22 protein-coding genes are annotated in these 23341 nt (G+C 68.7%); 7 read left to right on the top strand and 15 right to left on the bottom strand.

Going from position 1 to position 23341, the window contains the following annotated elements:
- Positions 1–230 precede the first annotated feature (230 nt).
- The gene (locus tag NO931_RS03700; RefSeq protein WP_256391272.1) at positions 231–2081 is read left to right on the top strand and encodes a rhomboid family intramembrane serine protease; all 1851 of its coding nucleotides are present in this window, start codon (positions 231–233) and stop codon (positions 2079–2081) included.
- On the opposite strand, the gene NO931_RS03695 is transcribed toward NO931_RS03700, so the two are convergent.
- Together NO931_RS03695 and NO931_RS03690 are read right to left on the bottom strand one after the other, a co-directional pair.
- Positions 2082–2702: an METTL5 family protein gene (locus tag NO931_RS03695; RefSeq protein WP_256391271.1), complete on the bottom strand. Its 621-nt coding sequence runs from the start codon at positions 2700–2702 to the stop codon at positions 2082–2084.
- Complete coding sequence (locus tag NO931_RS03690) at positions 2699–2839, bottom strand: hypothetical protein (protein WP_256391270.1); 141 nt, start codon at positions 2837–2839, stop codon at positions 2699–2701. Before NO931_RS03690 ends, NO931_RS03695 begins: the two co-directional genes overlap by 4 nt.
- Before the next feature lie 177 nt (positions 2840–3016).
- Between NO931_RS03690 and NO931_RS03685 the strand changes: the two genes are divergently transcribed.
- Positions 3017–3187 (top strand): zf-TFIIB domain-containing protein, encoded by a 171-nt coding sequence (locus NO931_RS03685; protein ID WP_256391269.1) that lies wholly within the window; start codon positions 3017–3019, stop codon positions 3185–3187.
- Between the two features lie 23 nt (positions 3188–3210).
- Here the strand turns inward: NO931_RS03685 and NO931_RS03680 are convergent, their stop codons facing one another.
- The 3 genes from NO931_RS03680 to dph2 all read right to left on the bottom strand — a co-directional run bounded on the left by NO931_RS03680 (position 3211) and on the right by dph2 (position 6478).
- Positions 3211–4239, bottom strand: a complete 1029-nt coding sequence (locus NO931_RS03680) for a disk-shape morphogenesis protein volactin (RefSeq protein ID WP_256391268.1) — start codon at positions 4237–4239, stop codon at positions 3211–3213.
- A gap of 122 nt (positions 4240–4361) precedes the next feature.
- Entirely contained in the window at positions 4362–5288 is a 927-nt protein-coding gene (locus NO931_RS03675; protein ID WP_256391267.1) for a cell division protein CdpA domain-containing protein, read from the bottom strand.
- 143 nt (positions 5289–5431) lie between these two features.
- Entirely contained in the window at positions 5432–6478 is a 1047-nt protein-coding gene (gene dph2 / locus NO931_RS03670) for a diphthamide biosynthesis enzyme Dph2 (protein WP_256391266.1), read from the bottom strand.
- Between the two features lie 147 nt (positions 6479–6625).
- On the opposite strand from dph2, the gene NO931_RS03665 reads away from it, so the two are divergent.
- A complete protein-coding gene (locus NO931_RS03665; RefSeq protein WP_256391265.1) occupies positions 6626–7288 on the top strand; it encodes an alpha/beta hydrolase in 663 nt (220 codons plus the stop codon).
- Between the two features lie 27 nt (positions 7289–7315).
- Here the strand turns inward: NO931_RS03665 and NO931_RS03660 are convergent, their stop codons facing one another.
- The 10 genes from NO931_RS03660 to NO931_RS03615 all read right to left on the bottom strand — a co-directional run bounded on the left by NO931_RS03660 (position 7316) and on the right by NO931_RS03615 (position 18545).
- The gene (locus NO931_RS03660) at positions 7316–8305 is read right to left on the bottom strand and encodes a diacylglycerol/lipid kinase family protein (RefSeq protein ID WP_256391264.1); all 990 of its coding nucleotides are present in this window, start codon (positions 8303–8305) and stop codon (positions 7316–7318) included.
- A gap of 85 nt (positions 8306–8390) precedes the next feature.
- Positions 8391–11003 carry a heavy metal translocating P-type ATPase gene (locus tag NO931_RS03655; RefSeq protein WP_256391263.1) on the bottom strand — a complete coding sequence of 871 codons (2613 nt, stop codon included), beginning with the start codon at positions 11001–11003 and terminating at the stop codon, positions 8391–8393.
- A 188-nt stretch (positions 11004–11191) separates the two neighbouring features.
- Complete coding sequence (locus NO931_RS03650) at positions 11192–11785, bottom strand: AsnC family transcriptional regulator (RefSeq protein WP_256391262.1); 594 nt, start codon at positions 11783–11785, stop codon at positions 11192–11194.
- Positions 11786–11861: 76 nt separating this feature from the next.
- Positions 11862–13088, bottom strand: coding sequence for an ABC transporter permease (locus NO931_RS03645; RefSeq protein ID WP_256391261.1), 1227 nt, complete (start codon positions 13086–13088; stop codon positions 11862–11864).
- On the bottom strand, positions 13085–14389 hold the full coding sequence (locus NO931_RS03640) for an ABC transporter permease (RefSeq protein ID WP_256391260.1): 1305 nt from the start codon (positions 14387–14389) through the stop codon (positions 13085–13087). Before NO931_RS03640 ends, NO931_RS03645 begins: the two co-directional genes overlap by 4 nt.
- Positions 14379–15149: an ABC transporter ATP-binding protein gene (locus NO931_RS03635; protein ID WP_256391259.1), complete on the bottom strand. Its 771-nt coding sequence runs from the start codon at positions 15147–15149 to the stop codon at positions 14379–14381. Before NO931_RS03635 ends, NO931_RS03640 begins: the two co-directional genes overlap by 11 nt.
- Before the next feature lie 320 nt (positions 15150–15469).
- Positions 15470–15715: a hypothetical protein gene (locus NO931_RS03630; RefSeq protein WP_256391258.1), complete on the bottom strand. Its 246-nt coding sequence runs from the start codon at positions 15713–15715 to the stop codon at positions 15470–15472.
- A gap of 117 nt (positions 15716–15832) precedes the next feature.
- Entirely contained in the window at positions 15833–16267 is a 435-nt protein-coding gene (locus NO931_RS03625) for an ester cyclase (RefSeq protein WP_256391257.1), read from the bottom strand.
- Between the two features lie 152 nt (positions 16268–16419).
- Entirely contained in the window at positions 16420–17568 is a 1149-nt protein-coding gene (locus tag NO931_RS03620; protein WP_256391256.1) for an acyl-CoA dehydrogenase family protein, read from the bottom strand.
- 266 nt (positions 17569–17834) lie between these two features.
- The gene (locus NO931_RS03615) at positions 17835–18545 is read right to left on the bottom strand and encodes a halocyanin domain-containing protein (protein WP_256391255.1); all 711 of its coding nucleotides are present in this window, start codon (positions 18543–18545) and stop codon (positions 17835–17837) included.
- A gap of 118 nt (positions 18546–18663) precedes the next feature.
- On the opposite strand from NO931_RS03615, the gene NO931_RS03610 reads away from it, so the two are divergent.
- The 4 genes from NO931_RS03610 (at position 18664) to NO931_RS03595 (ending at position 23254) form a co-directional block, all read left to right on the top strand.
- Positions 18664–19224, top strand: coding sequence for a thioredoxin family protein (locus NO931_RS03610; RefSeq protein ID WP_256391254.1), 561 nt, complete (start codon positions 18664–18666; stop codon positions 19222–19224).
- Between the two features lie 144 nt (positions 19225–19368).
- A complete protein-coding gene (locus tag NO931_RS03605) occupies positions 19369–20643 on the top strand; it encodes a Single-stranded DNA binding protein (RefSeq protein ID WP_256391253.1) in 1275 nt (424 codons plus the stop codon).
- Positions 20640–22505, top strand: a complete 1866-nt coding sequence (locus tag NO931_RS03600) for a hypothetical protein (protein WP_256391252.1) — start codon at positions 20640–20642, stop codon at positions 22503–22505. Before NO931_RS03605 ends, NO931_RS03600 begins: the two co-directional genes overlap by 4 nt.
- Positions 22505–23254, top strand: coding sequence for a metallophosphoesterase (locus NO931_RS03595; RefSeq protein ID WP_256391251.1), 750 nt, complete (start codon positions 22505–22507; stop codon positions 23252–23254). Before NO931_RS03600 ends, NO931_RS03595 begins: the two co-directional genes overlap by 1 nt.
- Positions 23255–23341 lie beyond the last annotated feature (87 nt).

The following is a 23341-nucleotide window of genomic DNA, read 5'->3' as shown; positions in this document are numbered from 1 at the left end:
CCTGACTGATCAGCCGACACGGGCGGGACTGAAAGGGGCTGCCGGCTCCGGGAAGACGGGCGACCGTAGCACGCGAGCGAAGCGAGCACGCGCACGGAGCCCCTCGACCGAAGCCGGCGGGGGCTTTCGTGGTGGTCGTGACACTACCGGAAGGCGCATCTCACGATCAAACGCTTCGTACTGCTCCGGTCCTCGCAACTTCTTTCAACACCACGCTCCCTTTGACTGGTATGAATCCGCTGTGGGCCGCGCTGGTCGGCGGCGTCGTCGCGCTGCTCGCGGTGTCGGCGATCGCGATCGTTCGCGTCGACCGGCCCGGCGGGGCGTGGGGGCGCCGCCTCCGCTCTCGCCTCCTGCTCGGCGTCCCCTGGGGGACGCTCGTCTCCGTGGCGTTCGTCCTCGCGGTGTACCTGTTCCTCCAGCGAGGGTACTGGTACTGGTTCGACCCCGTGACGATCCCGTTCCGGTCGTGGTCGTATCTCTACCCGACGGGATGGCTCGCATCGGGCTTTTCCCACGCCGGCCCCGGCCATCTGCGGGGTAACCTCCGGGCGACGCTCGTGCTCGCGCCGATCGCCGAGTACGCGTGGGGGCACTTGCCCCAGGAGCGAGGCAGCAACTCGTTCGACTCGTGGCGCACGAACCCCTGGATCAGGGCGTTCGTGATCTTCCCGGCCGCGGTGCTCGGTCTCGGACTGCTGACCAGTCTGTTCGCGCTCGGCCCCGTCATCGGCTTTTCGGGCGTCGTGTTCGCGTTCGCCGGGTTCGCCCTGGTCCACTACCCCGTCGCGACGGTGGTCGCACTGCTGGTCTCCAGCGTCGTCTCGACGGTCGTCCCGGCGCTGCTCGACCCGGTCGTGTCGGTGACGGTCTCGGCGAGCCCGCCCTCGCCGCCGTCGTGGGCCGGGATCGCGATCCAGGGCCACGCGCTCGGGCTCTTTCTCGGGCTGGTGCTCGGGCTGGCGGTGCTGTACCGCCGCGAGGGGCGGCCGAGCGCCGCGCGCGTCTGGCTCGCCGCGCTCGTGTTCGCCGTCGTACAGGGGCTCTGGGCCGTCTACTGGTTCCGCGGCGGCGGGACGTACGTCCTGTACCGCGGCGTCGGCGTCGCGCTCGTGCTGTTGCTCGCGCTGCTGGTCACCGTCGCCGCCGTGGCGTCCGATCGGCCGCTGGTTTCCCGAAAGCGAACGCTGATCGATCCATTTTCGCCCTTGCAGACGGCGCTATCGATCGCGTTGATCACCGGACTGTCGCTCGTCGTGTACCTGGGCGTCGGTCCGGCGTTCGTCGGCAGCGTCAGCGTGGCTGTCGCGATAACAGTCGGGATACAGATACTATACACGATGGTCGTGTGGGTAGCTGGCTCCGACCGGTCGCCGTTCGGAGGGATCACCCGCCGCCACGTCGCCATCACTGCCGTCCTGATCGGTCTGGCGGTGCTGGCCGGGCCGGGGATCGTCCCAAACCTCGTCACCGTCGGCGACGACGCCGTCCCCGAGGGCGAAGCCGTCGACGTCGAGGACTACACCGTCACGTACGCCGAGAACGTCACCAATCAGATGGTGTCCGTGATCGAGATCGAGGCGGCCGGCGAGACGACCGCGGTCAAGACCAGCGGGGTGATCGTCACCAGCGAGCAGCGGCACCTCTGGTTGCGTCAGGCATCGAGCCAACGACTCGCCTACACCGGGGAGGTACGCTTCCGACTCGGCGGCGTCGGCTGGAGCGAGCGGGTCGTCGCCACCCGCCAGGGCTGGACCGCGGCGGGCAACGACACGGCCTATCAGGTGTGGCTCGATTCCGCCAGCGGTCCGAAGCGCCACGCGTTCGCGTCAGAAAGCTACACGGCCGAACCGCGGATCGACAACCGCTCGGTGTCGGTCGTCCCGGAGGAAGGGGAGTTCTACCTCCGGGTCGAGCGCGACAACGGGTCACTCGGTCGCGTCGCGATTCCGGACGCCGGCGCCGTTGCGGACGCGGGCGGGGTGACGTTCTCGACCGAGCGTCGCGACGGCCGACTCGTCGTCACGGCCGAGCGAGGCGGCACCAGCGTCGCCGTAGCCCGCGAGGAAGTGTACCGGTAGTCAGGACCACTCGATCCGGAAGACCTCGGCGTCGAGCGCCTCGCTGTCGGCGTCGTGGAACTCGAACTGGCGCTCGATGTCCAGCTCCGCGCGGAACGCGTGCGTGACCTCGCCCCCGTTGTCGTCGGCGAACGCCTCGACGAACTCGGCGCTGTCCTCGTTGTGGATCGAATACGACACCGCCGCAATCTCGCTGGCGGTCTCCAGAAACGCCCGGTCGGCGTGTTCGTTACCATCCTGAGCGCCGAAGGGCGGGTTCATCACGACGGTTGCGTCCTCGACCGCCAGCGGCGCTCGGGTGGCGTCGGCTTGCACCCACCCGATCTCGGCGGCCGTACCGACCCGCCGCTCGTTCTCCCTGGCGGTTCCCAGCGCGGCGCGGTCGACGTCGACGCCGACGACCCTGTGCGGGCCCCGGAGCGCGGCGCCGAGCGCGAGCATCCCCGTTCCCGTCCCGAGGTCGACGACCGTCCGATCCTCGACGTCGCCCTGCAGGTCCGCGACGTGGATCAGGTGGGCCGCCAGCTCCGGCGGCGTGGGGTACTGTTCGAGTTCGGCGCTCGGGCTCTCGAAGCCCGCCACGACCGCCAGCTGCTGGGCGAGCTGCCGCTTCGTACTCATGTCCGACGCTCGCACGCGGCCGTCGGTCCGTCGTCCTGTGCCTGCCCCGCGGCGGCGTCGGTTCGCACCGGCGCGACGCCGTCGCCGCGGCGTCGTACGATCGGTCGGTCGACGAGGGGCGTCCGCGTGATGGTCATACTGGACGACCATACACGGTGTGAATTCAAAAACGTTGGTACATGCTCAGGAGTCATTTTATTTCCGCTCCTCTGATCACAGAAGGCTGGTTGGAGACGGTCCCTGTGGCGCGTCTCCGGGGCGAGCGCGATCACGATGAACCAATTATTAAGAGGGTGCCACTCGATCGCACGTCCATGGACTGTCCGCGCTGTTCGGGTACGCTCGAGACGTACGCGCTGTTCGGTCGCGAGGCCGAAGGCTGCGAGAAGTGCGGCTACGTGGGGGTCGCCGTGAGCCACGAGAGCAAGCCTGATGAACTGGAATCCTGGCAGGAGGCGCTCGATCGCTTCAAAAAAAGTAACTGAGTGTCGTTCGTCGCGCCGACTGCTTACTCGTCTGCCGCCGCTTCGGCTTCCGCGCCGCCGCTCGTCGCCTGCTCTTCTTCGTCGGAGCGTGCGGCCACGAGGCCACCGCGCGCGACGCTGTAGAGGGGCTCGTCGGCGTGGCTGACGCCGCTGATCGAGAACGGAATGTTGGCGTCCTGCAGGTGGTCGCGGAACAGCGCCTCGAACCCGTCGGGGCTGGAGGTGCCGCCCGTGACGACGACCGGCACGTCGAGGCCCTCCTCGACGTCCTCGTCGTCGACTTCCTCGACGATCTTCTCGATGACGTAGTCGAGCAGGTTCTCGTAGTAGATCGACAGCGCGCCTTCGACGCCGCCGACGTCCGTCTCGAAGTCGAGTTCGAAGTCCTCCTCCTTGATGGAGGTGACCTTGTCGACCGGCGTGCCGGTCGCCTGCGCGGCCTGCTCGTCGACCCAGTCGCCGCCGCGGGCGACCGAGAACTTCATGACCGGCACCGCGTAGTACGCCAGACAGACGTTCGTCATCCCGGCGCCGAAGCTGATGCCCAGCCCGGTGAAGTCGTTGTCGGCGAGTTCGCTGTAGATGACGGACATCCCCTCGTTGATCGGCTCGGCGTCGTACCCCATGTCGTCGATGAACGACTCCAGAGTCTTCTGGTGATACAGGGTCGAGATGTCCGAGTCCATCGGGTCCGCGGGCGAGGAGAAGTACAGCTTCTCGTTGGGATGGTTCGGTTCGCCGACGACCTGCTCGATGATCAGTTTCATCATCGGGATCGCGGACTTCTCGTCGGACGACAGGATGCCGTGCTGCATCGGGCGGCGCGTCTCCCGATTGAAGATGTTCGCGAAGTTCAGGGCGTCGTCACCGACGACGTACACCTTGTCGTCCTTCCGGATGTGGAGGACTTCGCTCCGCGAAAGCATCTGTTCCGCCATGTCGGAGTAGTCAATCTCCACGAAGGAGTTACGCTGCTGGACGAATACTGTGTCGTTCCCATCCTGCTGTGCCGACAGGATGTTCATCGTGCCGACGTCTAGGCCTTTCGCCATATCCGGAACAACCTGTCCCACGTACAATAAAACTATGTGAAATAATTGCGTAACTTTCTGGTAAGAAAACATGTCCGAACGAAGGGAGCCGGCGTCGGGATGCCGGCGAGACCGCGGTCCAGTCAGCGACGGAGCGCGCTCCGGACCCGATCGAGCAGGCCCGAGCCGCCGATACCGGCGACGATCCCTTCGTCGTCGTCGGCCGCTTCCTCCTTGCGGCGCTTCTCGCGCAGTTCTTTGAGCTTGTTCGTCTGGTCGTCGACCGTCGACTCCGAGGTGGCGGTCTTCTTATCGCCGCCCTTGAGCTGGCGGAGTCCGCTGACCTGATCGTCGACGCTGCCTTCCTGTCGGGTGGTGGTCGCCTCGACGTCGACGCCGGAGGCGTCGAACTCCGGGCCGGTGGAGAACTCCAGGCGCTTGGACTCGTGTTTCTCGACGCCGCCCCACGAGAGGTCGACGCCCTCCATCGCGTCCTCGATGTCATCCTCGATCTGTTCGGTCGTGTAGGTGGTCTCCTCGTCCTCGTCGTCCTCGACGGGGTCGATGTCGGCCGGGCCGGGGCGGGCGCGCGCCAGTTGGTGAGCGATCAGCGCCGCGCCGGTCGAAGCCGTGATGACGGTCATCCCCAGCGCGTACACCGCAGTCACCTGGATGCTGTAGTCGGCCGCCTCGGCGACGTTCCAGTTGCTCGGGTACACCTGCCAGAACGCGACGACCGAAAGCAGCGTGATCGCCCAGCCGCCCGACGCGCTCAATGTCGCGCGCCGTTCGACCGGCAGCAGCACGACGAGGCTCAACATCAGCGTCGGCACCGACAGCATCCCGAGCGCGAACGACAGCGCTCGGCGGGACCAGAACGCGCCGGTCCCGTACTCGAACGCGCCCGACCACGCGAACAGGCCGAGCCCGGTCACCGCGAAGGCGATGCCGACGAAGAACAACCCGAACCCGAGATAGACGTCCGTCTCCGCGTCCGGTTCGCCGAGGTACTGTTCGTAGAGCTCGAACAGTTTGTTGTCGGGGAGCTCCCCCGTCGCGTCCTCTGTCATTGACGCCGATTACTTACCCCATGGTCATGACTGTTCTGCTAATTATTTCCTGTTTGGTAGGATGGACGAACGGCGTCGGGCGCGGCGGCTGGTGAAGAGCGGCGATCGGAGAAAAACGACGATGGAGAACGAACGGCGTCTGACTACCAGGTGCCGTGGAACGTGTCGAAGCTGAGTTCGTCCAGCGGCTTGTTGCCGACGGCGATCTCGTACTCGCCGGGTGTCAAGAGCGGCTTGTGGAACTGCGGGCCGTCGTCGGTCGTGATCCGCGGGCAGCCGGTGTTGACGAAGGCGTCGAAGCCGAAGTTGCGCAGCCGATCCGGCGTCACCTCGTCCATCGTGATGAGGTAGGCGTTCTCGTTCTCGTCGAGAATCTTCTCGGCTTGGTCCATGCGGCCCTGGCCGATCTTCGTGCAGAAGATGACGCCCCACGTCTCGGCGTCCATCGCCTTGTGGACGGTGGCGTAGCGCTGCTTGAGGAACTTCTCGGTGTCGGCGATCGTCACGACGTTGTTGACGGGGTCGCCGATGACGACTTTCTTGTCGGGGTGTTCCATCGCCAGCCCGAGCGGGTGGAACTTCCCGCCGCCGACGTACAGCACCTGGTCCGCGGGGACGTCCGCGGAGGCGTAGTTACAGCCCAGCACCTGCCCCTCGTGGGTGAGCCGCTCGTCGCCGCGGCGGGTCTGGACCTCGTAGCCACGGTCTTCGAGCCAGTCGGCCATGTCGTCGAACCGGTTCATGTGCTGGGCCGTGGTGACGAGGCCGACCTCGGGATCGTCTTCGGGGTCGGCGAGTTTCTCCTCGGCCTCCTCCATGATCGGCAGCACGTCGACGTTCGAGAACAGCGGCACGTAGATGATCTTCTCCGATTCCTTCATCGGGCTGTGCCCGAAGTGGACGAACACGTCGGTCCGCCGCATCAGGAACGTGTCGAGGTCGCAGGCGCCGTAACACGGCTGGCCCGACAGCATGATCGTCACGTCGTCGTCGACGAGCTCGCGCAGATCGTCGGCCACTCGCGGCCCGCGGCGCTTGAGCCCCTCGGGGAACTGCAAGCCGACCTTCTCGGCGTCGCGCTCCTCGACCGCCGTTACGATGCGGTCGAGTTCGTAGTCCCACTCCCGGTCGTGCTTGAGCGACATCCCCGTGTTCCGGAGGTCGCCCTCGCTGTACGTCTGCTCGCTCATTGCACCTTCGTAGCGACTCACGACGTATAACACGTACGTTACTGAAGCGAGGGTGACGACGCCTGGCGGACTCCCGCCTCGGCGAGCATGCGGCCAGCCCGGCCGCGGACGCCGGGATTCAAGCGCTTGGGACGCTTGCGTCCGTCCATGACGAAGTCCGACGTTCCGCTCGAACACAAGACGATCAGCCCGCCCGACGACGCCGACGGCCCGCATCCGGCCGTCTTCGTGTTTCACGGCCGCGGCGCCGACGAGACCGACTTGCTGCCGGTCGCCCAGCGGTTCCCCGACGAGCTGTTCGTCGTCAGCTTCCGCGCTCCCGACCGCCTTCAGGGCGGATACACCTGGTACGACCTCGACCTCTCCGCCGGGGGGCTCCACCAGAGCCAGCCCGACGCCGAGGAGTTCCGCCGGAGCCTCGATCTGATCGACGAGTCGATCGACGCCGCCGTCGAGGCGTACGACCTCGATCCCGATCGGCTGGGCCTGCTCGGCTTCAGCCAGGGGGCGATATCGACGTTCGCGCTGCTGCTCGAACATCCCGGCCGGTTCGCGTGGGCCGCCGGACTTCACGGCTACCTGCCCGAGTCTCACGCCGACCTGACGCCCGAGGGTATCGAGGGGACGCCGGTGTTCGTCGGCGCCGGGCAGCAGGATCAGATCATCCCGCCCGCCCGCGCCGAGAACGCCGCCATCCGGCTGAGCGAAGTGGGCTACGCCGTCGACTCGAACACCTACGACGTCGGCCACGGGATCGGGCCGGACGAACTCCAAGACCTGCTGGCGTGGCTCGACGACAGGCTGGCGTGATTTTCTCCGGCAGTCCACGCGTCGGCGTCACCCGGTCTGACCGTACTCCTCCCCCACGCGGACCCGCAACGCGCCCGGGACCACCGAGAACGCCACCGTATCGAACCGTCGGATCTCGCCGTCGAGGCTGAACGTCACCGGATCCCCGCCGAGGTGTTCGAACTCGATCGCGCTCGCTTTGAGCGTCGTGACGTGCTCGGTGTCCTGCCCGAGCAGTCGCTGGGCGACGGTCTCGGCGACGGCGTCGCTCGGCGGCATCCGCTCGCCGATCGTCACGTCGAGCAGCCCGTCTTCGGCGTCCGCCGGCGCGCCCTCGCTGCCGAACTCCCGGAGGTTGCCCACCAGCACGGTCAACGCTTCGCCGCGCCAGGTGATGCCGTCGTCGCCGGTCGCGTCCTCGACGGTCGACTCCTCGAGGGCCGCGTCGTCGGCGTCCGCCTCGACCGCGACGCGCAGCCCGTCGAACGCCAGCGTCTCCTGGACGCCGCCGATGACGAACGCGAGCGACCCGAACCGCCGCTTGAGATCGTGGGTGGCGGCCGCGCTGGCCTCCGCCGGCAGCCCGGCGATCGCCGACATCACGAACGGCTCGTCGCCCGCGACGCCGAGGTCGATGCGCCGCGTCTCGCCGGTCTCGGCGAGGTCGAACCCGTCGACGAGCGACTGGACGCCGAGGTGCTCGGCGACGATGTTCTCGGTCCCGGACGGGACCACGGACAGCGTCACGTCGTCGAGCGAGTCGGCGTCGTACAGCCCCTCCACGACCTCGTGGAGCGTCCCGTCGCCGCCACAGACCGCGAGCAGGTCGACGCCGTCGGCGGCCGCGCGCTCGGCGAGTTCGATCGCGTGGCCCGCCCGTTCGGTCTCGACGACGTCGAACCCGCGCTCGGCGGCGAGGTCGCGCACCCGCTCGACGTGGTCGGCGCGGCCGCTCGTCGGGTTCAGGATCGCGCGCCGATTCTCGGCGGAGCGGTCGCCATCCTCGTCCGGCGAGTCCTCACTCGACGTTGGGACCATCACGCGTACGCACGACGCCGCCGGACAAAAACGGCGGGCGGCGTCGCACCCCGGAACGGCGACTGCACCGTCGCGACCGCCCCGATCAGTCGCCGCGAAGCCGCCGCAGCGGCTTCAGCACGACCGGGACGTAGTCCTCGTGGGGGTCGTACTTCCGGAACAGCAGGCTGTTTGTCATCACCGAGACGCTGGAGCCGGTCATCGCCAGCCCCGCGAGCGCGGGATTGAGCAGGCCCAGCGAGGCGATCGGCAGCAGCGACGCGTTGTAGGCAAAGGCCCAGAACAGGTTCTGGCGCACCTTCTGCAGCGTCGCCTCGGAGATCCGGATCGCCTTCAGCACGTCGGCGGGATCGTCGCGCATCAGCGTCACGTCGGCGCTCTCGATGGCCACGTCGGTGCCGCTGCCGACCGCGATGCCGACGTGGGCCGCGGTGAGCGCGGGCGCGTCGTTGACGCCGTCGCCGACCATGATCGCTCGCGTGCCGTCCGCCTGGATCTCGTCGACGGCGTCGGCCTTGTCCTCGGGCAGCACCTCGGCGTACACGTTCTCGGGATCGATTCCGAGTTCCTCGGCGACCGCGTGGGCCGTCCGCTCGTTGTCGCCGGTGAGCATCACCGTCTCCAGCCCGCGCTCGTGCAGCTCGGCGACCGTCTCCTTCGCGCTGTCCCGAACCGTGTCGGCGGTCGCGATCACGCCGATGAGTTCTCCATCGAGCGCGACCAGCATCGCAGTCTTGCCCTCGCGCTCCAGGCGCTCCATCGTCTCCTCGGCGGGCTCGGGGTTGACGCCGTTGTCCCGCATGAGCTTGCGGTTGCCCACCAGCGCCTCGCCGCGGGGCGTCTCTGCGCGGACGCCGTGGCCCGGCACGTTCTCGAAGTTCTCGGGGTCGTCGACGTCGACGCCGCGGTCCTCGGCGCCCGCGACGATGGCTTCGGCGAGCGGGTGCTCGGAGCCGGACTCGACCGTCGCAGCGACCGAGAGCACGAGCGACTCGTCGGCTTCCTGCTCGACGAGCCCGCCATCTGCCGCCCGATCACCATCTCCCCCGTCCGCCGCAATGCCACCCCGAACCGACTCCACGTCCGTCAGGCGCATGTCGCCGTGGGTGAGCGTCCCGGTCTTGTCGAACACGACGACGTCGACGCCGCGCACGCGTTCGAGCACGTCCGCGCCTTTGAACAGGACGCCGTTGGTCGCGCTGATCGTCGAACCGACCATCGTCGCGGCGGGCGTCGCCAGCCCCAGCGCGCAGGGGCAGGCGATCAGGATCGCGCTCGCGAGCACGACCATCGAGAACTCCAGCGTCGAGATGCCGCCCGCGACGGGGCCGCCGCCGACGGGCTCCCAGAGGGGCAGCCAGTCGACGAAGCCGGTCAGCGCCTCGGGGAACGCGAACCAGACGAGCGCCCAGAAGATCGCGTTGGCGATCACCGCCGGGACGAAGTACGCCGAGACGGTGTCGACCAGCCGCTGGACGTCGGGCTGGCGCGCCTGGGCCTCCTTGACGCGCTGGACGATCTGCTGGATCGCGGTGTCCTCGCCGACCTGCGTGGCCTCGACGAGCAGGACGCCGTTCTCGTTGATCGTCGAGCCGACGACCTCGTCGCCCTCCTCCTTCTCGACGGGGACGGACTCGCCGGTGACCATCGACTCGTCGACCGCGCTCTGACCGTCGACGACGACGCCGTCCGTGGGAATCTTCTCGCCCGGTCGGACCTTCATCACGTCGCCGACCTCGATATCCTCGACGGGGACGGACTTCTCCTCGCCGTCCTCGACGAGCGTCGCCTCGTCGGCTTCGAGTTCGAGCAGCTTGCGCAGCGCGTCGCTAGCCTGGGCCTTCGAGCGCGCTTCGAGCCAGTTGCCCAGCGTGATGAACCAGAGGATCACCGCGACGGCCTCGAAGTACAGGCCGGCGTCGGCGATCAGGTCGAGCAGGACGGCCGTGCTGAACAGGTACGCCGTCGAGGAGCCGACCGCGACCAGCGTATCCATGTTCGCCCGACCGCTGTTCTTGGCGGCCTTGTACGCGCCGACGATGAACTCCCGACCGAGCGTCGCCATCAGGACGGTCGCGAGCGCGAACTCGATCCAGCCGACGCCGACGCCGGCGATCGTCTCGGGCACGACGTTGACGCCGAACATCTCGACCATCACCAGCAGGAACGGCGCCGCGAGCACGCCGCCGCCGATCACGAGGCGTCGCTGGCGGGCGAGTTCGCGCTGGGCGGCCGACTCGCGCTGTTCGCTGTCGGTGTCGCCCTCCGCGCCGGTCTGGGGGCGATCGGGCTCGTAGCCCGCCGCCTCGATCGCGTCGTACACCGCTTCGAGGTCGGCGTCGACGGGGTTGTACCGGACCTGCGCCTCGTCGGTCGCGAAGTTGACGCTGGCGTCGATCACGCCCGGCACGCCCTCGATGGCCTCCTCGTTGCTCTCCGCGCAGGAGGCACAGGACATGCCGGCGATTCCGACCGTCTCCGTCGCGCTGTCGGCCGAGTATCCCGCGTCGTCGATGGCGTCGTAGATCTCGGCCAGCGATACTGCCTCGGGATCGTACTCGACGGTGCCCTCGTCGGTCGCGAAGTTGGCGTTGACCGACTCGACGCCGTCGAGTCCGCCGACGGACTCCTCGATCGACGAGGAGCACGTCGCACACGACATCCCGGTTATCTCGAGGTGTGCTGTTTCCGTACTCATCACTTGTCTCTAGATACGGGCTATAGTTTGAAGCGGGTTTCCCCTAACGAACTTCGGTTCTCGTGGCGAACGAAGCTAACGAATTGGTCTTTCTCGCCGATCTGAACCCGCGGTGTCGCGGGAGGAACTGGGAATTTCGATATACTCGTCGGCGAGCGCCATCCCGAACGCCGGCTAGTCGGGCGTGTTCAGCTCTCGGCCCCGTCTTGCAGTTCGGCGTACCGTTCCCGAAACAGCGACTCGCAGGACTCGCAGCAGACGAAGTACTGCCGGTCGTCGAGTTCGAGCGAGAGCCCGTCGTCGTCGACCTCCTTCCCGCACTCCACGCAGGAGATGGCGAACTCGCCCCTGCGGAGATCCGGGTTCCACGACGACTCGACGACGCCGCCGACGTCGTAGGACAGCACGTCCTGGCCCTCCAGCAGGTCAGAGAACAGGCGCCGGACCTCGGGCTCGCCGGCGTGGACGTGGGTCAGCACTCGCCCGCTCTCCGTCCGGATGACGTGCTCGACGACGTCGATATCCCGGAGCTCGTCGGCCAGCGCTTCGGCGTCGCCGGGCGCGAGCTGGACCTCGACGAGCCGGGCGTCCTGGGTCGCCAGCATCGACTGGTCGACGGCGACGGTGAACCGTTCGAGGATGCCGAGTTCGCGCATGCGCTCGACGCGCTCGGAGACGGTCGGCGCCGTCAGCCCGACGCGGTCGGCGATCTCGCGGTACGATCGGCTGGCGTCTTCGATCAGCAGTTCCAGTATCTCGGCGTCGGTCTCGTCGAGCGCCACGGTTGCTTCGAGGTTGCGGATCGAGCGCGAAACGTGTTTGGGTCCGTGCGGAGCCGTCCCGCGGCCATCGTAGCGGTCACGCCAGCAGGTGCTCGACGTTCGCGTACCGCCCGGCCTGCCAGCCGGTGACGAGCGCGACGACGCCCCCGAGCACGATCGCGAGCGCGAGCCCGGCGGCGTAGATCAGCGGCGACGGCTGGAGGAGCGCCTCGAATCCGACGACCCGCTCGGCGAGGCGATTCAGTCCGACGGCGAGCGGGCGCGTCGCGGCGGCGCCGACGAGCCCGCCGAGGACGCCGATGACCAGTCCCTGAGCGCCGATCGTCCCCGCGAGCACGCCGCGCGAGAGCCCGATCGCGCGGAGCGCGGCGAGTTCGTCGCGCTGCTGGTAGGCCACGAGCGCGAACAGGTTGATCGTCAGGACGGCGCCGCCGAGGATGGCGAAGCCGACCAGCGTGACGCCGCTGGCGAGCACGAGCGTGCGCTCCTGAAGTAGTTTCTCGACCTGCTCGTCGCCCGTCCGGACGTCGTAGGCGGGGTACTCGGCCGCGAGCTCGTCCCGAACCGCGGCGGGGTCGGCGCCCTCCACCGTATCGGCCATGACGAACGTCGCCCGATCCGTCCCGGCGGTCCCGGTCATCGCCTGGAGGTCGGTGATCGGGACGGTGGCGGCGGGCGAGCCCAGGAACTGCGAGTAATGCGAGGAGAGTCCGACGACGGTGACCTCGTGGAGGCTCGCCCTGGTGGAGCCGACGTAGACGGCGTCGCCGACGCCGACGCCCAGCGTCTCGGCGGTCCGCGGGTCGAGAACGATCTCCTCTCGCGTCGGCTCGTAGGGGCTCGCCGCGGCGTAGTCCTCGTCGTCGAGCACGAACCCGCTGCCGCGCTCGAAGGCGAAGCCCTCGTGCGTTCGCCGCGTGCCGACGGCCGGAACGCGCCGGAGGTCCGACCGCTCGGCCCCGACGTACAGCCCGTGCAACGCAACCGGTTCGGCGACGCGGACGTCCTCGCGCGCCTGCACGTTCGACGCCACTTCGTGGGCGTCGACGATCGGGTTCTCGGTGCCGCTCGCGGCCGGATCGATCGGGTCGTTCGACACCCAGAGATCGCGGTCGGCCTGCTCTAACCCCTCCTCGCCCTTGTCGACGACGCCGGCGCCGAGGCTGGCCAGCAGCGTCACCGAGAGCACCGCGAGCGCGACGGCCAGCACGGTGAGCGCGGTGCGTCCCGGCGCCCGGCGGAGCTGCGCGAACGCCAGTCCGAGGACCGCGCGCATTCGGACGAGAGCGCCGCGGACGCTCACCGTCCCACCTCGTCGAGCACGCTCGTTCGCGCGGCCACCACGAGCGGGTACGGGACGGCGACCAGTCCCGAGACGAGGGCGACGGCGAAGGCGTAGGGAACGAACAGCGGGTGGATCACGGCGACGGTTCTGGTGGCGACGGTCGCCCCGGCGACGGCGTCGACGGCGAGGACGCCCAGCACGCCGCCGACGATCCCCAGAACGGCGCCCAGCAGCGTCGTCACCAGCGTCGAGACGCCGACGACGGCGAGTCGGCTGTGGGTCGGGAAGCCGACTGCCTCCAGCACGGCGAGCATTCGGCGATCCTCGTTGACCGTGATCCCCATCGTCGTCGCGACGAACGCCGCGCAGATCGCGACGCCGACGACCAGCGCGATCAGGCTGGTGGCGAAGGCCAGCCCGTCGTCGAACAGCTGCGAGGGGTCGGTGCCGTCGGCGGTCTCGACGGTGGCGTTCGGATAGGCGTCTCCGGCGGCCGCTTCGGTCGCCTCGGCGTCGCCCCACACCAGCACTCTGTCGGCGAGCTCGCCCGCGCTCGCGCCGGAGATCGACTGAAGCTCGCTCAAGTGGACCAGCGCCACGGGCACGTCGGCGTCGCGCTCGTTGCCCGTCGCGGCGTCGACGCCGGCGACCGTAAACGTCGTCCGATCGGTCGCGGTCCTGTTCCCGACGACGCGAAACGCCTCGCCTTCGGCGGCGTCGAGCCGATCCGCCGCAGCCCGCGAGAGTACAATCTCGCCCGTCCGCTGGCCGTCGTAGGTCCCGTTCGCGTACTGTGGATCGCCGGGTTCGAGTCCGGCCGTCGACAGCCCCGCGACGGTGCGCTCCTCGTCGTCGGGGACGACGCCCACGAGGGCGACGAGTCCCGATGATCGACTCTCGGCGGCGGACTCCCCGCTCTCGGCGTCGGACACCTCGCTATCGGCGCCCTCCAGTCGCACCGTCTCGACGAGCACGGGCGACGCGTGGTCGACGCCCCCACGGTTGCGGATCGCGGCGGCGCGCTCGTTGGCGGCGCCGAGCTGCACCGGCTCGACGCCGCCGACGTCCGAGAGCGTCTCGCCCTGCTGGGGGACCACGGTGGCGTCGGCGTCGGTCTCGGTTACGACGCCGGCGGTCGCCAGCGCCAGCGCGATTCCGGTCACGACCAGCAGGATCGAGATCGTCAGCGCGACCGCGCCGGTCGACGCCGCCATCCGGCCGGTCCTGGTCGTCGTCGCCTGCTTCCAGAGCCGCGTCGCCGAGAGCCCGACGAGCCCCCGCCAGCGCGAGCGCCGCCTGTCGCCGGCGTCATCCCGCATCGTCGATCACCATGCCGTCGCGGAGCCGGACGACGTCGTCGGCGATCGCCAGCGTCGCGCTGTCGTGAGAGGCGACCAGCACGGCCCGGTCGTCGCCCAGCGAGGTCAGCAGTTCGAGCACTTCGGCGCCCGTCGCGGTGTCGAGTTCGCCGGTCGGCTCGTCGGCGACGATCACGTCGGGATCGGTCGACAGCGACCGCGCGATCGCGACGCGCTGGCGCTCCCCGCCGCTCAGTTCGCCGGGGAGGTGCGTCGTCCGGTCGCCGAGACCGACCTGCTCCAGCAGCCGCTCGGCCCGCTCGCGGCGCTTCGACCGCGGGACGCCGGCCTGCACGAGCGGGAGCGCGACGTTCGCCCGCGCCGTCAGCGACGGGAGCAGGTGGAACCGCTGGAACACGATCCCGACGTGATCACGCCGGATCTGGACGCGCTCGCGGGCCGAGAGAGCGGTGAGGTCGGTCCCCAGCAGCTCGACGGTCCCTGAGGTCGGGACCAGCAGCCCCGACACGGCGTGCAGGATCGTGGACTTGCCGCTGCCGCTCGGGCCCTTCAGCCCGACGATCGTCCCGGGCTGGACGTCCAGCGAGACGTCTCGGAGCGCCGTCAGTGTCCGCTCGTTGCCGGAGCCGAACCGGCTGCTGTCGGTCCCGTACTCGTGGGTGACGTCGTCGAGCCGGACGGCGGCAGTCGATTCGCCCTCGTCCGGCGACGCGGACTGGCCGCGCCCCGAGCGATCGAGTATTCTCACGGAGTCACTCACTGCAGCGGAGAGCGACGCCGTACATTGTATCTCTGCGCTTATCCGGACGGCGGCGGGGTTAACCTCTCTCTCCTCGGCGCTCGGGACGTCGGTTCGAGGTTGTTCACTCCGCTAGAGCGTGCTTACCCCGATCAAACGGTTGGAAACGAAACAGGTCGAACGGGCACTCGTACCGTTCCAACTGGTCACAAACGCGTACCCATCCGTGGACCACGTCCGATCGGGACGCAACCGAACGTCGGGGTCGCGGTACTATCTGCAGCAGAGTTCGGCGTCGAGGCCGCGACTCGGTGGTCGCACGACTTCTCCTCCTTGCGCGCTCAGACGTGCCGATCGAGCGCCCGCACGGCGGCCGAAAGCAGCTTCTCGACGGTCAGGTCCTCGTCGGTGATCGTCGTCCGGAGCGGCTCCCTGTCGGGGTACTCGATCACGGCGCTGCAGACGATGTCCTCGGAGAGATCGCAGTCGCAGTCGCGGCCCAGCAGCGGAACGGCGTCGCCGCCGCAGGTCGGGCAGTAGGTGTCTACGGTGACGGTTCCGTCGTCGGATTCGATGGAGGTCGGCATCGGTGTGCTGGTGCCGACCGGGTAGGCAACTGGTACATACCTTGTGGCCAGTGAGCGATCGCGGACATCGTGCTCGCCGTCCCAACCGCTAGTAAAAGAGGTGTCTACTGCCGTCCCTCACACCGAGGGCCGCTCGACGGCATCGAGTTGCTCCATCAGGCCGAGCGTGTCGAGCTGGAGCCAGCGCTCCGCGATTTTCCCGTCCTCGACGCGCGTGAACACCATGTTCTGCACCTCGATAGAGTTCCCCGTCGGCTCGATCCCCTGGAACGGCCCCTCGTGAGTTCCGCGGAGCGTCACGCGCATCGCGACCGTGTCTCCCTCGGTGACGGTATCCTCGACCGTCGCCTCGAAGTTCTCGAAGGCGTTCAGGAACTCCCGCATCTTCTCGACGTCGGCGTCTCGGCCCCGAACATCCTCGCCGAACGGGCCGTGCTCGACGTAGTCGTCCGCTAGCAGGTCTTCCAGGTGGTCGAGATTCCCCTTCGTCGCCACCTCCTCGGGGTACTGTCGCGCGATCTGTTCGATATCGTCTGTAGTTCTTTGAGACATGATTCTCTCCCGCGCCCGTTCGGATCCCCTCAGCACCGGCGGGCGTCGTGTAACGATAGGTCGTGTGGGGCGTTAACAGTTATCGAGGATCCCGGACAGGACATCACCGTCGATTCCGCTGTTCGATCGCTCGAAGCGGGCGTCGGTCCCGTTCAGGACTGCCGGTAGATCAGGTTGCGCTGGATCTCGTTGGCGCCCTCGTAGATCACCGGGATGCGAACGTCGCGGTACACCCGCGCGATCCGGCGGTCGGTCAGCACCGAGCGACCGCCGTGGAACTGCATCCCCTGCTCGGCGCAGTCGGTCGCCACTTCGGTCGTTTTCGTCTTGGCCATCGCGGCCCAGAGGCCGGGGTCCTCACCCTGCTCGACCTTCTCGGCGGCGCGCCACGCGAGCGCGCGGGCGCTCTCGAACTCCAGTCGCATGTCCGCGAGGCCGTGCTGGACGGCCTGGAAGTCGCTGATCGATCGGCCGAACTGCTCGCGGCCCTCCGCGAACTCCCAGGCCTCCTCGATCGCTGCGGCGGCCAGCCCGAGGCCGTGGCCCGACACGACGACGCGGCCGTGGTTGAAGAACTCCGCGAGCATCCAGAAGCCGGCGCCCTCGGCGCCGACGAGGTTCTCCTCGGGGATGCGGCAGTCGTCGAAGACGATGTGGGCCTGCTTGCTCGCTCGGAAGCCCATCTTCTCGGGGATGTGCTCGGCCTCGTACCCCTCGGCGTCGGTCGGGACGATGAACATCGAGTGGTTGCCGTAGCGGTTCTCTTCGTCGTCGCCGGTCCGGGCGTAGACGGTGAGCCAGTCGCCCTCGACGCCGTTGCCGATCCAGTACTTCTCGCCGTTGAGCACGTACTCGTCGCCGTCTTTCTCGGCGCGGGTCTGCATCCCCGCGAGGTCGCTGCCGGTTTCGGGCTCCGACACGGCGAGGCCGGTGATCTGGTCGCCCTCGGCGACCGGGCGGAGATACTCCTCGTGCTGTTCCTCGTTGCCGTACTCCTCGACGATCTCGGCGCCGAAGCTCGCGAGCTGGAGCGTCAGCGCGATGCCGGCGTCCGCCCGATAAAACTCCTCGGCGATCGCGAGCACTTCGGTCAGCGAGAGGCCCCGCCCGCCCAGGTCTTCGCTGATGTCCTGGGCCACCAGCCCGGCCTCCTGCCCGGCTTCGAGGATGTCGTGAGGGTACTCACCCTTGCGGAAGTACTCCTCGGCGTTGGGGGCGATGTGTTCCTCGGCGAACTCGCGGGCTTCCTGTTTGACGTCGTGCGCGTGTTCCGGCACGATGGTCTCGTCCAGCAGTTCCATGTCTCCGACGAAGGGAGCGACCCCGATATATCTCAGGGAACGCATAGCACGGTGCGAACGATTTGTTTTCCGGTCCGGCGGTCGGTTTCGAGTGCCCCCGCAGTCGCCAGCTCTCGAATCCAGCCTACGGAGCGGCGTCTTGACGCCGCGTCACTCCCGCAGCAACGACTCTTCGTCGCGGCGTCCGGACGCCGCAGTGAAGGTTCGATGCGACGGCGTCGGGACGCCGCGGCAGCCGCGGCGTCGACGCCACGTCCTGACGGTGTTCAGGGACTGTACTCGCGCTGGCCGCCGGCGTCGCCGCCAGAGTTGCCGCGGCTGAACAGGAACAGCGCGAACAGTAGCGGCGAGAGGAACGCCACGATGAACGCCGCGCCGATCATCTGGAGCATCGGCGGGATGCCGCCCGAGCCGCCGGACTCCTCGCCGCCGTCGCCACCGCCGCCGCCGCCAGCCTGCTCGGAGACATCGCCGACCGCGACGCCGCCTTTCATTCCGGCACCGACGTGGGGTTCACAGATGTACCGGTACTGTCCGTCCTCCTCGAACGTGTGCTCGAACGTCGCCCCCTCCTCGCTCAGCAGGTCGCTGCCGAACGCGTCGCCGCCTTCGTGGACGACGTTGTGGGGGACGCCCTCGCCGGTCCACTCCCAGGTGACGGTTGTACCGGGATCGACCCAGATCGCCGGCGGATCGAACAGGAACCCGTTGCCGGCGCCGACCGCGACGGTGACCGAGTCCTGCCCGCGCAGGTCCTGCGTGCTCTGGTAGTTGCTGACGTCCGAGAACCAGTCGCCCCAGTCGGGACCCTCCCCGGCGTCGCCGCCGGACTCGTTGCCGGACTCGTTTTGCTGTGCGAGCGCCGAGCCGCTGCCGGCGACGCTCGCAGCGCCGAGTGCGGTGCCGGCACCGAGCGTCCGCCGGAGTGCGCTGCGACGAGTAAACCGAGGACCGCCGTCCCTATCGCTGTCGTCCATAGCTGAGGTTTGTCGGCCCACGGCTAATACATTTTTAAATTCTCCCGCGCCGTTCGCCTCCCGTTCCCCCGCTTCCGGAGTCACAACGACCAACTACGTTCCCACGTTACCGACCGATATGGTTCTGAAAGAATCCGATCCGGCGCTGGAGGCCGGCGACGCGGCGCCCGAGTTCGAGTTGCCCGGCGTCGACGGCGGCACGTACTCTCCCTCGTCGTTCGACGACTCCGAGGCGCTGCTGGTAGTGTTCACCTGCAACCACTGCCCGTACGCGCAGGCGAAGTTCGAGCACCTCAACGAACTGGCGGCGTCGTACGACGACCTCGCCGTGGTCGGAATCAACTCCAACGACGCCGAGGAGTATCCCGACGACTCCTTCGACGCGATGCAGGAGTACGTCGAGGAGGGCCGGGTCGCCTACGACGCCTATCTCCGGGACGAGAGTCAGGAGGTCGCCCGCGCGTACGGCGCCGTCTGTACGCCCGATCCGTTCCTGTTCCGCAAGGACGAGGGAGAGTTCCGACTCGTCTACCAGGGCCGACTCGACGACGCGATGAATCCCGACGAGGAGGCGACCGAGTTCTACGTCCGCGACGCGGTCGAGTCGATCCTCGCCGGCGAGCCCGTCGAGCAGGAGTGGCTCCGGTCCCAGGGCTGCTCGATCAAGTGGCGAGACTGAGCGCGGGTGAGTTGTCGCGCCGTCTCAAACCCCAGCTAGGACGCCGATCCGGCGGTTCGACCGGCAAACCGAGCGTGACGTTGGCGTCGGTCGGAAGTTCCCACCCGCGAATCCTTTTTAGTGGGGCCGCTCCAACTACGGACGATGACGGTAGACGAACGTGCCGAGGAGCTCGCCTCCGACCTCGGTGTCGACAAAGAGGAGGTCAAAGAGGACCTGGAGAATCTGGTCGAGTACAGCGTGCCGATCGACGAGGCCGTTCAGAGCCTCCGTCGAAAGTACGGCGACGGAGGCGACGGCTCCGGCGGCACGCGCTCCAAGGACAGCATCGACGAGATCACAACCGCCGACGGCAACGTCACGGTCACCGCGCGCGTGCTCAACGTCGGCAAGCGGTCGATCCGCTATCAGGGATCGGATCAGGTGATCTTCGAGGGCGTCCTCGCCGACGCGTCGGGGACGATCGACTACACGGCCTGGCAGGACTTCGGCCTCTCGCCGGGCGACACGATCACCGCCGGGAACGCCGGCGTCCGCGAGTGGGACGGTAGCCCCGAGCTCAACCTCGGCGAGTCGACCAGCGTCGCCTTCGAGGAGGAAACTCTCGAAGTGCCCTACGAGATCGGCGGCGACGCCGAACTGGTCGATATCGAGACGGGCGACCGCGGCGTCGACGTGGAGGTGCGCGTCTCGGAGGTCGAGCGCCGGACGATCGACGGCCGCGACGGCGAGACGGAGATCCTCAGCGGCGTGCTCGCCGACGAGACCGCCAAGCTGCCGTTCACCGACTGGGATCCCCATCCCGAGATCGAGGAGGGCGCCTCGGTCCGGATCGAGAACACGTACGTCCGCGAGTACCGCGGCGTCCCCTCGATCAACGTCTCGGAGTTCTCGACGGTCGAGGCGCTCGCCGACGACGTGCCGGTCAGCGAGAGCGGCACCCGACTGCCGATTCGCGAGGCCGTCGAGGCCGGCGGCGTCTACGACGTCGAGGCGGTGGGGCACATCATCTCGATCCGCGACGGGTCGGGGCTGATCCAGCGCTGTCCCGAGTGCGGCCGGGTCATCCAGAAGGGTCAGTGCCGAACCCACGGCGACGTGGACGGCGAGGACGACCTGCGCGTCAAGGCGATCCTCGACGACGGCACCGGCACCGTCACCGCCGTGCTCGACGACGAGATCACCGAGCAGGTCTACGGCGGCGACCTGGAGGACGCCCGCGAGCAGGCCCGAGAGGCGATGGACCAGACCGTGGTCGCGGACACGATCCGCGAGCGCGTCGTCGGCCGGGAGTACCGCGTCCGCGGCCACCTCTCGGTCGACGAGTACGGCGCGAACTTGGACGCCAGCAGCTTCGCCGAGGTCGAGGACGACCCCGCGGATCGCGCTGCCGACCTGCTCAGCGAGGTGGACGCATGAGCGCGAACGGCGAGGACGGCGACGACCAGAGCGGCGCGGGCCGCCGCGAGGTCGCTTACCGGCTGTTCGCCGCGGAGTACGACGACGCGACGCTCGACCACTCCGAGAGCGACGAGGAGCGCGCCCCCAACTACGTCGTGACGCCGACGGGCGCTCGCGTGAACCGGCTGTTCGCCGTCGGCGTCCTCACCGAGATCGAGGAAGTCAACGAGGAGGTGCTGCGCGCCCGGATCGTCGACCCGACGGGCGCCTTCGTCGTCTACGCCGGGCAGTACCAGCCCGACGAGATGGCCTTTCTCGAACGGACCGACCCGCCGGCGTTCCTCGCCGTGACGGGGAAAGCCCGAACCTTCCAGCCCGACGACTCCGATCGCGTGTACACGTCGGTCCGCCCGGAAAGCATCAACGAGGTCGACGCCGAGACGCGCGACCGCTGGGCGGTTCAGGCCGCCGAGCAGACTCTCGAACGCGTCGCCACGATGGCGACCGCGCTGGAGCAGCCCGAGCGCGGCGACGAGCTGGCCGAGCACCTGCGCGACCGCGGCGTCGACGCCGGCCTCGCCAGCGGCGTCGCACTCGCGATCGATCACTACGGGACGACGCCGGAGTACCTCGCGGCCGTCCGCGATCTCGCGATCGAGGCCGCCGAGGTCGTCGCCGGCGACCGCGACGAGGCCGGCCAGCTCGGCGTGCGGCCGGGCGACGGCGACGGTAGCGTCGATCCCGGCGATCTGATCGACCTCGTCGACGCCGTTCCCGAGGTGGGGACGACCGGTTCGGCAGCCGCGAGCGGCGAGGCTGCGGCGACTGACGCCGAAGCGGAGTCGGCATCGACCGACGTGGGAACGGAATCCGTGTCGACCGACACGGAAGCCGAACCGGCATCGACCGACGCGGAAGCGGACTCCGCGCCGACGGATGCGCAAACGGAATCGACCGCGACCGACGCCGACGCGGCGACGGCGTCCACCGGATCCGACTCCGGGGCGTCGGCGTCGGCCGACTCGACTGCCGAGGAGTCCACCGCCGCCGACCCCGCGGCTGCGACCGCCCCGACTTCCGAGGCCGAAACGACCGGCGACGCCGAAACCAGCGCCGAGGACGAGCCGGACGACGAGGACGCGGACCGCCTCGACGACTTCGAGCCCGGCGGCATCGGTGAGGCAGACGACGAGTCGGATGCGGGCGCCGACGTCGAAGCTGACGACGCATCTCTCGAGACGGGCGATGCGTCCGTCGAGACGAACGGCACAACTGCGGACGCCGATCAGGCGGCCGAAACGCCGGTCGGCGGCGACGAGATGTACGAGTTCTCCGAGGAGGAACGTGCGGAGATCGAGGAGGAGTACGGCACCGAGTTCTCGACCGGCACGGAGGTCGCCGAACCCGGCGAAGCAGACATCGAGACGCCCGATCCTGACGAGGCGGCCGAAAGCGAGGTCGACGTCTCGGAAACCGACGAAACCGTCGCCGAGGGCGAAGCGGTCGCCGAGGAGGCGGCCGAACCGGTGTCGGAAGCCGAAACCGCCCAGAAGTCTGAGGACGCCGGCGCGGCGTCCGGCGAGGTCGAACCGGACGAGGAACCGGCCGACGACGCCGAACCGACGGACGACGCCGAACCGACGGACGAATCGGCGGACCCCGCCGAGCCGTCGATTCCGGACGATGTCTCGCTGACCGACGTGGTCGTCGAGACGATGCGGGAGATGGACGACGGCGACGGCGTCGAGCGCGGCGACCTGATCGACGAAGTGATCGGCGACACCGGCATGACCGAGCCCGACGTCGAGGACGCCATCGAGGAGGCCCTGATGGGCGGGCGCTGCTACGAGCCGACCGACGACACGCTCAAGCCCATCTGATGGCGCTCGTCGAGCCGATTCCCGGGGCACCGGCCGCGACCGCCGACCTCGGCGAGGAGCGCGGGCTCGTGATCGCGGACGTTCACGCCGGCGTCGAGGCCGCCTTTCGATCGGAGCGGGGCATCAACCTGGAGAGCCGCGCCGAGGAGCGCCGCGAGCGCGTGCTCGACCTCGTCGAACGGACCGACGCCGATCGGCTCGTGGTGCTGGGCGACTTTATGCACTCGATCGGCGGCCCCGGCGGCGCCGAGCGCGGCGAAATCGAGGTGCTCGTCGAGTCGCTGCCCGACGGCGTCGCCGTCACCCTGGTAAAGGGGAACCACGACGGCGACATCGAGTCGTGGATCGAGGGCGTCGACGTCACCGACGGCGCCGGGGTGCGCATCGGCGCCGTCGGCTTCGTCCACGGCCACACCTGGCCGGCCCCGGAGGTGCTCTCGGCCGACGTAGTCTGTATCGGCCACGAGCACCCCTGCGTCCGCCTCGAAGACGAGGTCGGCGGCAGTCGCGTCGAGCGCGTCTGGCTGCGCGGCCCGCTCGACCGCACCGCCGTCGCGGACCGACTCGACGGCGTCGAGTGGACCGATCCGGAGCTGATCGCGTTCCCGGCGTACAACGACCTCGTGGGCGGGACGTGGGTCAACGTCGCCGGGGACGACTTTCTGGCGCCGTTCTTGCCGCAGGGGTTGGCTGACGGGCAGGCGTACCTGCTCGACGGGACGCGGCTCGGGGCGTACGGCGATATCTGACGGCCCGCGAGAACCGTACGTCCGGGCAAAATATGAGGGACTATTAGTTCGATTGTTCTGATTATGGGCAATCCTTAACCGTTGTTG

The sequence above is a fragment of the Natronoarchaeum rubrum genome, assembly GCF_024494695.1.
Note: the sequence above shows the minus strand (reverse complement) of the source record. Positions and strands in the feature narration are given on the sequence as shown.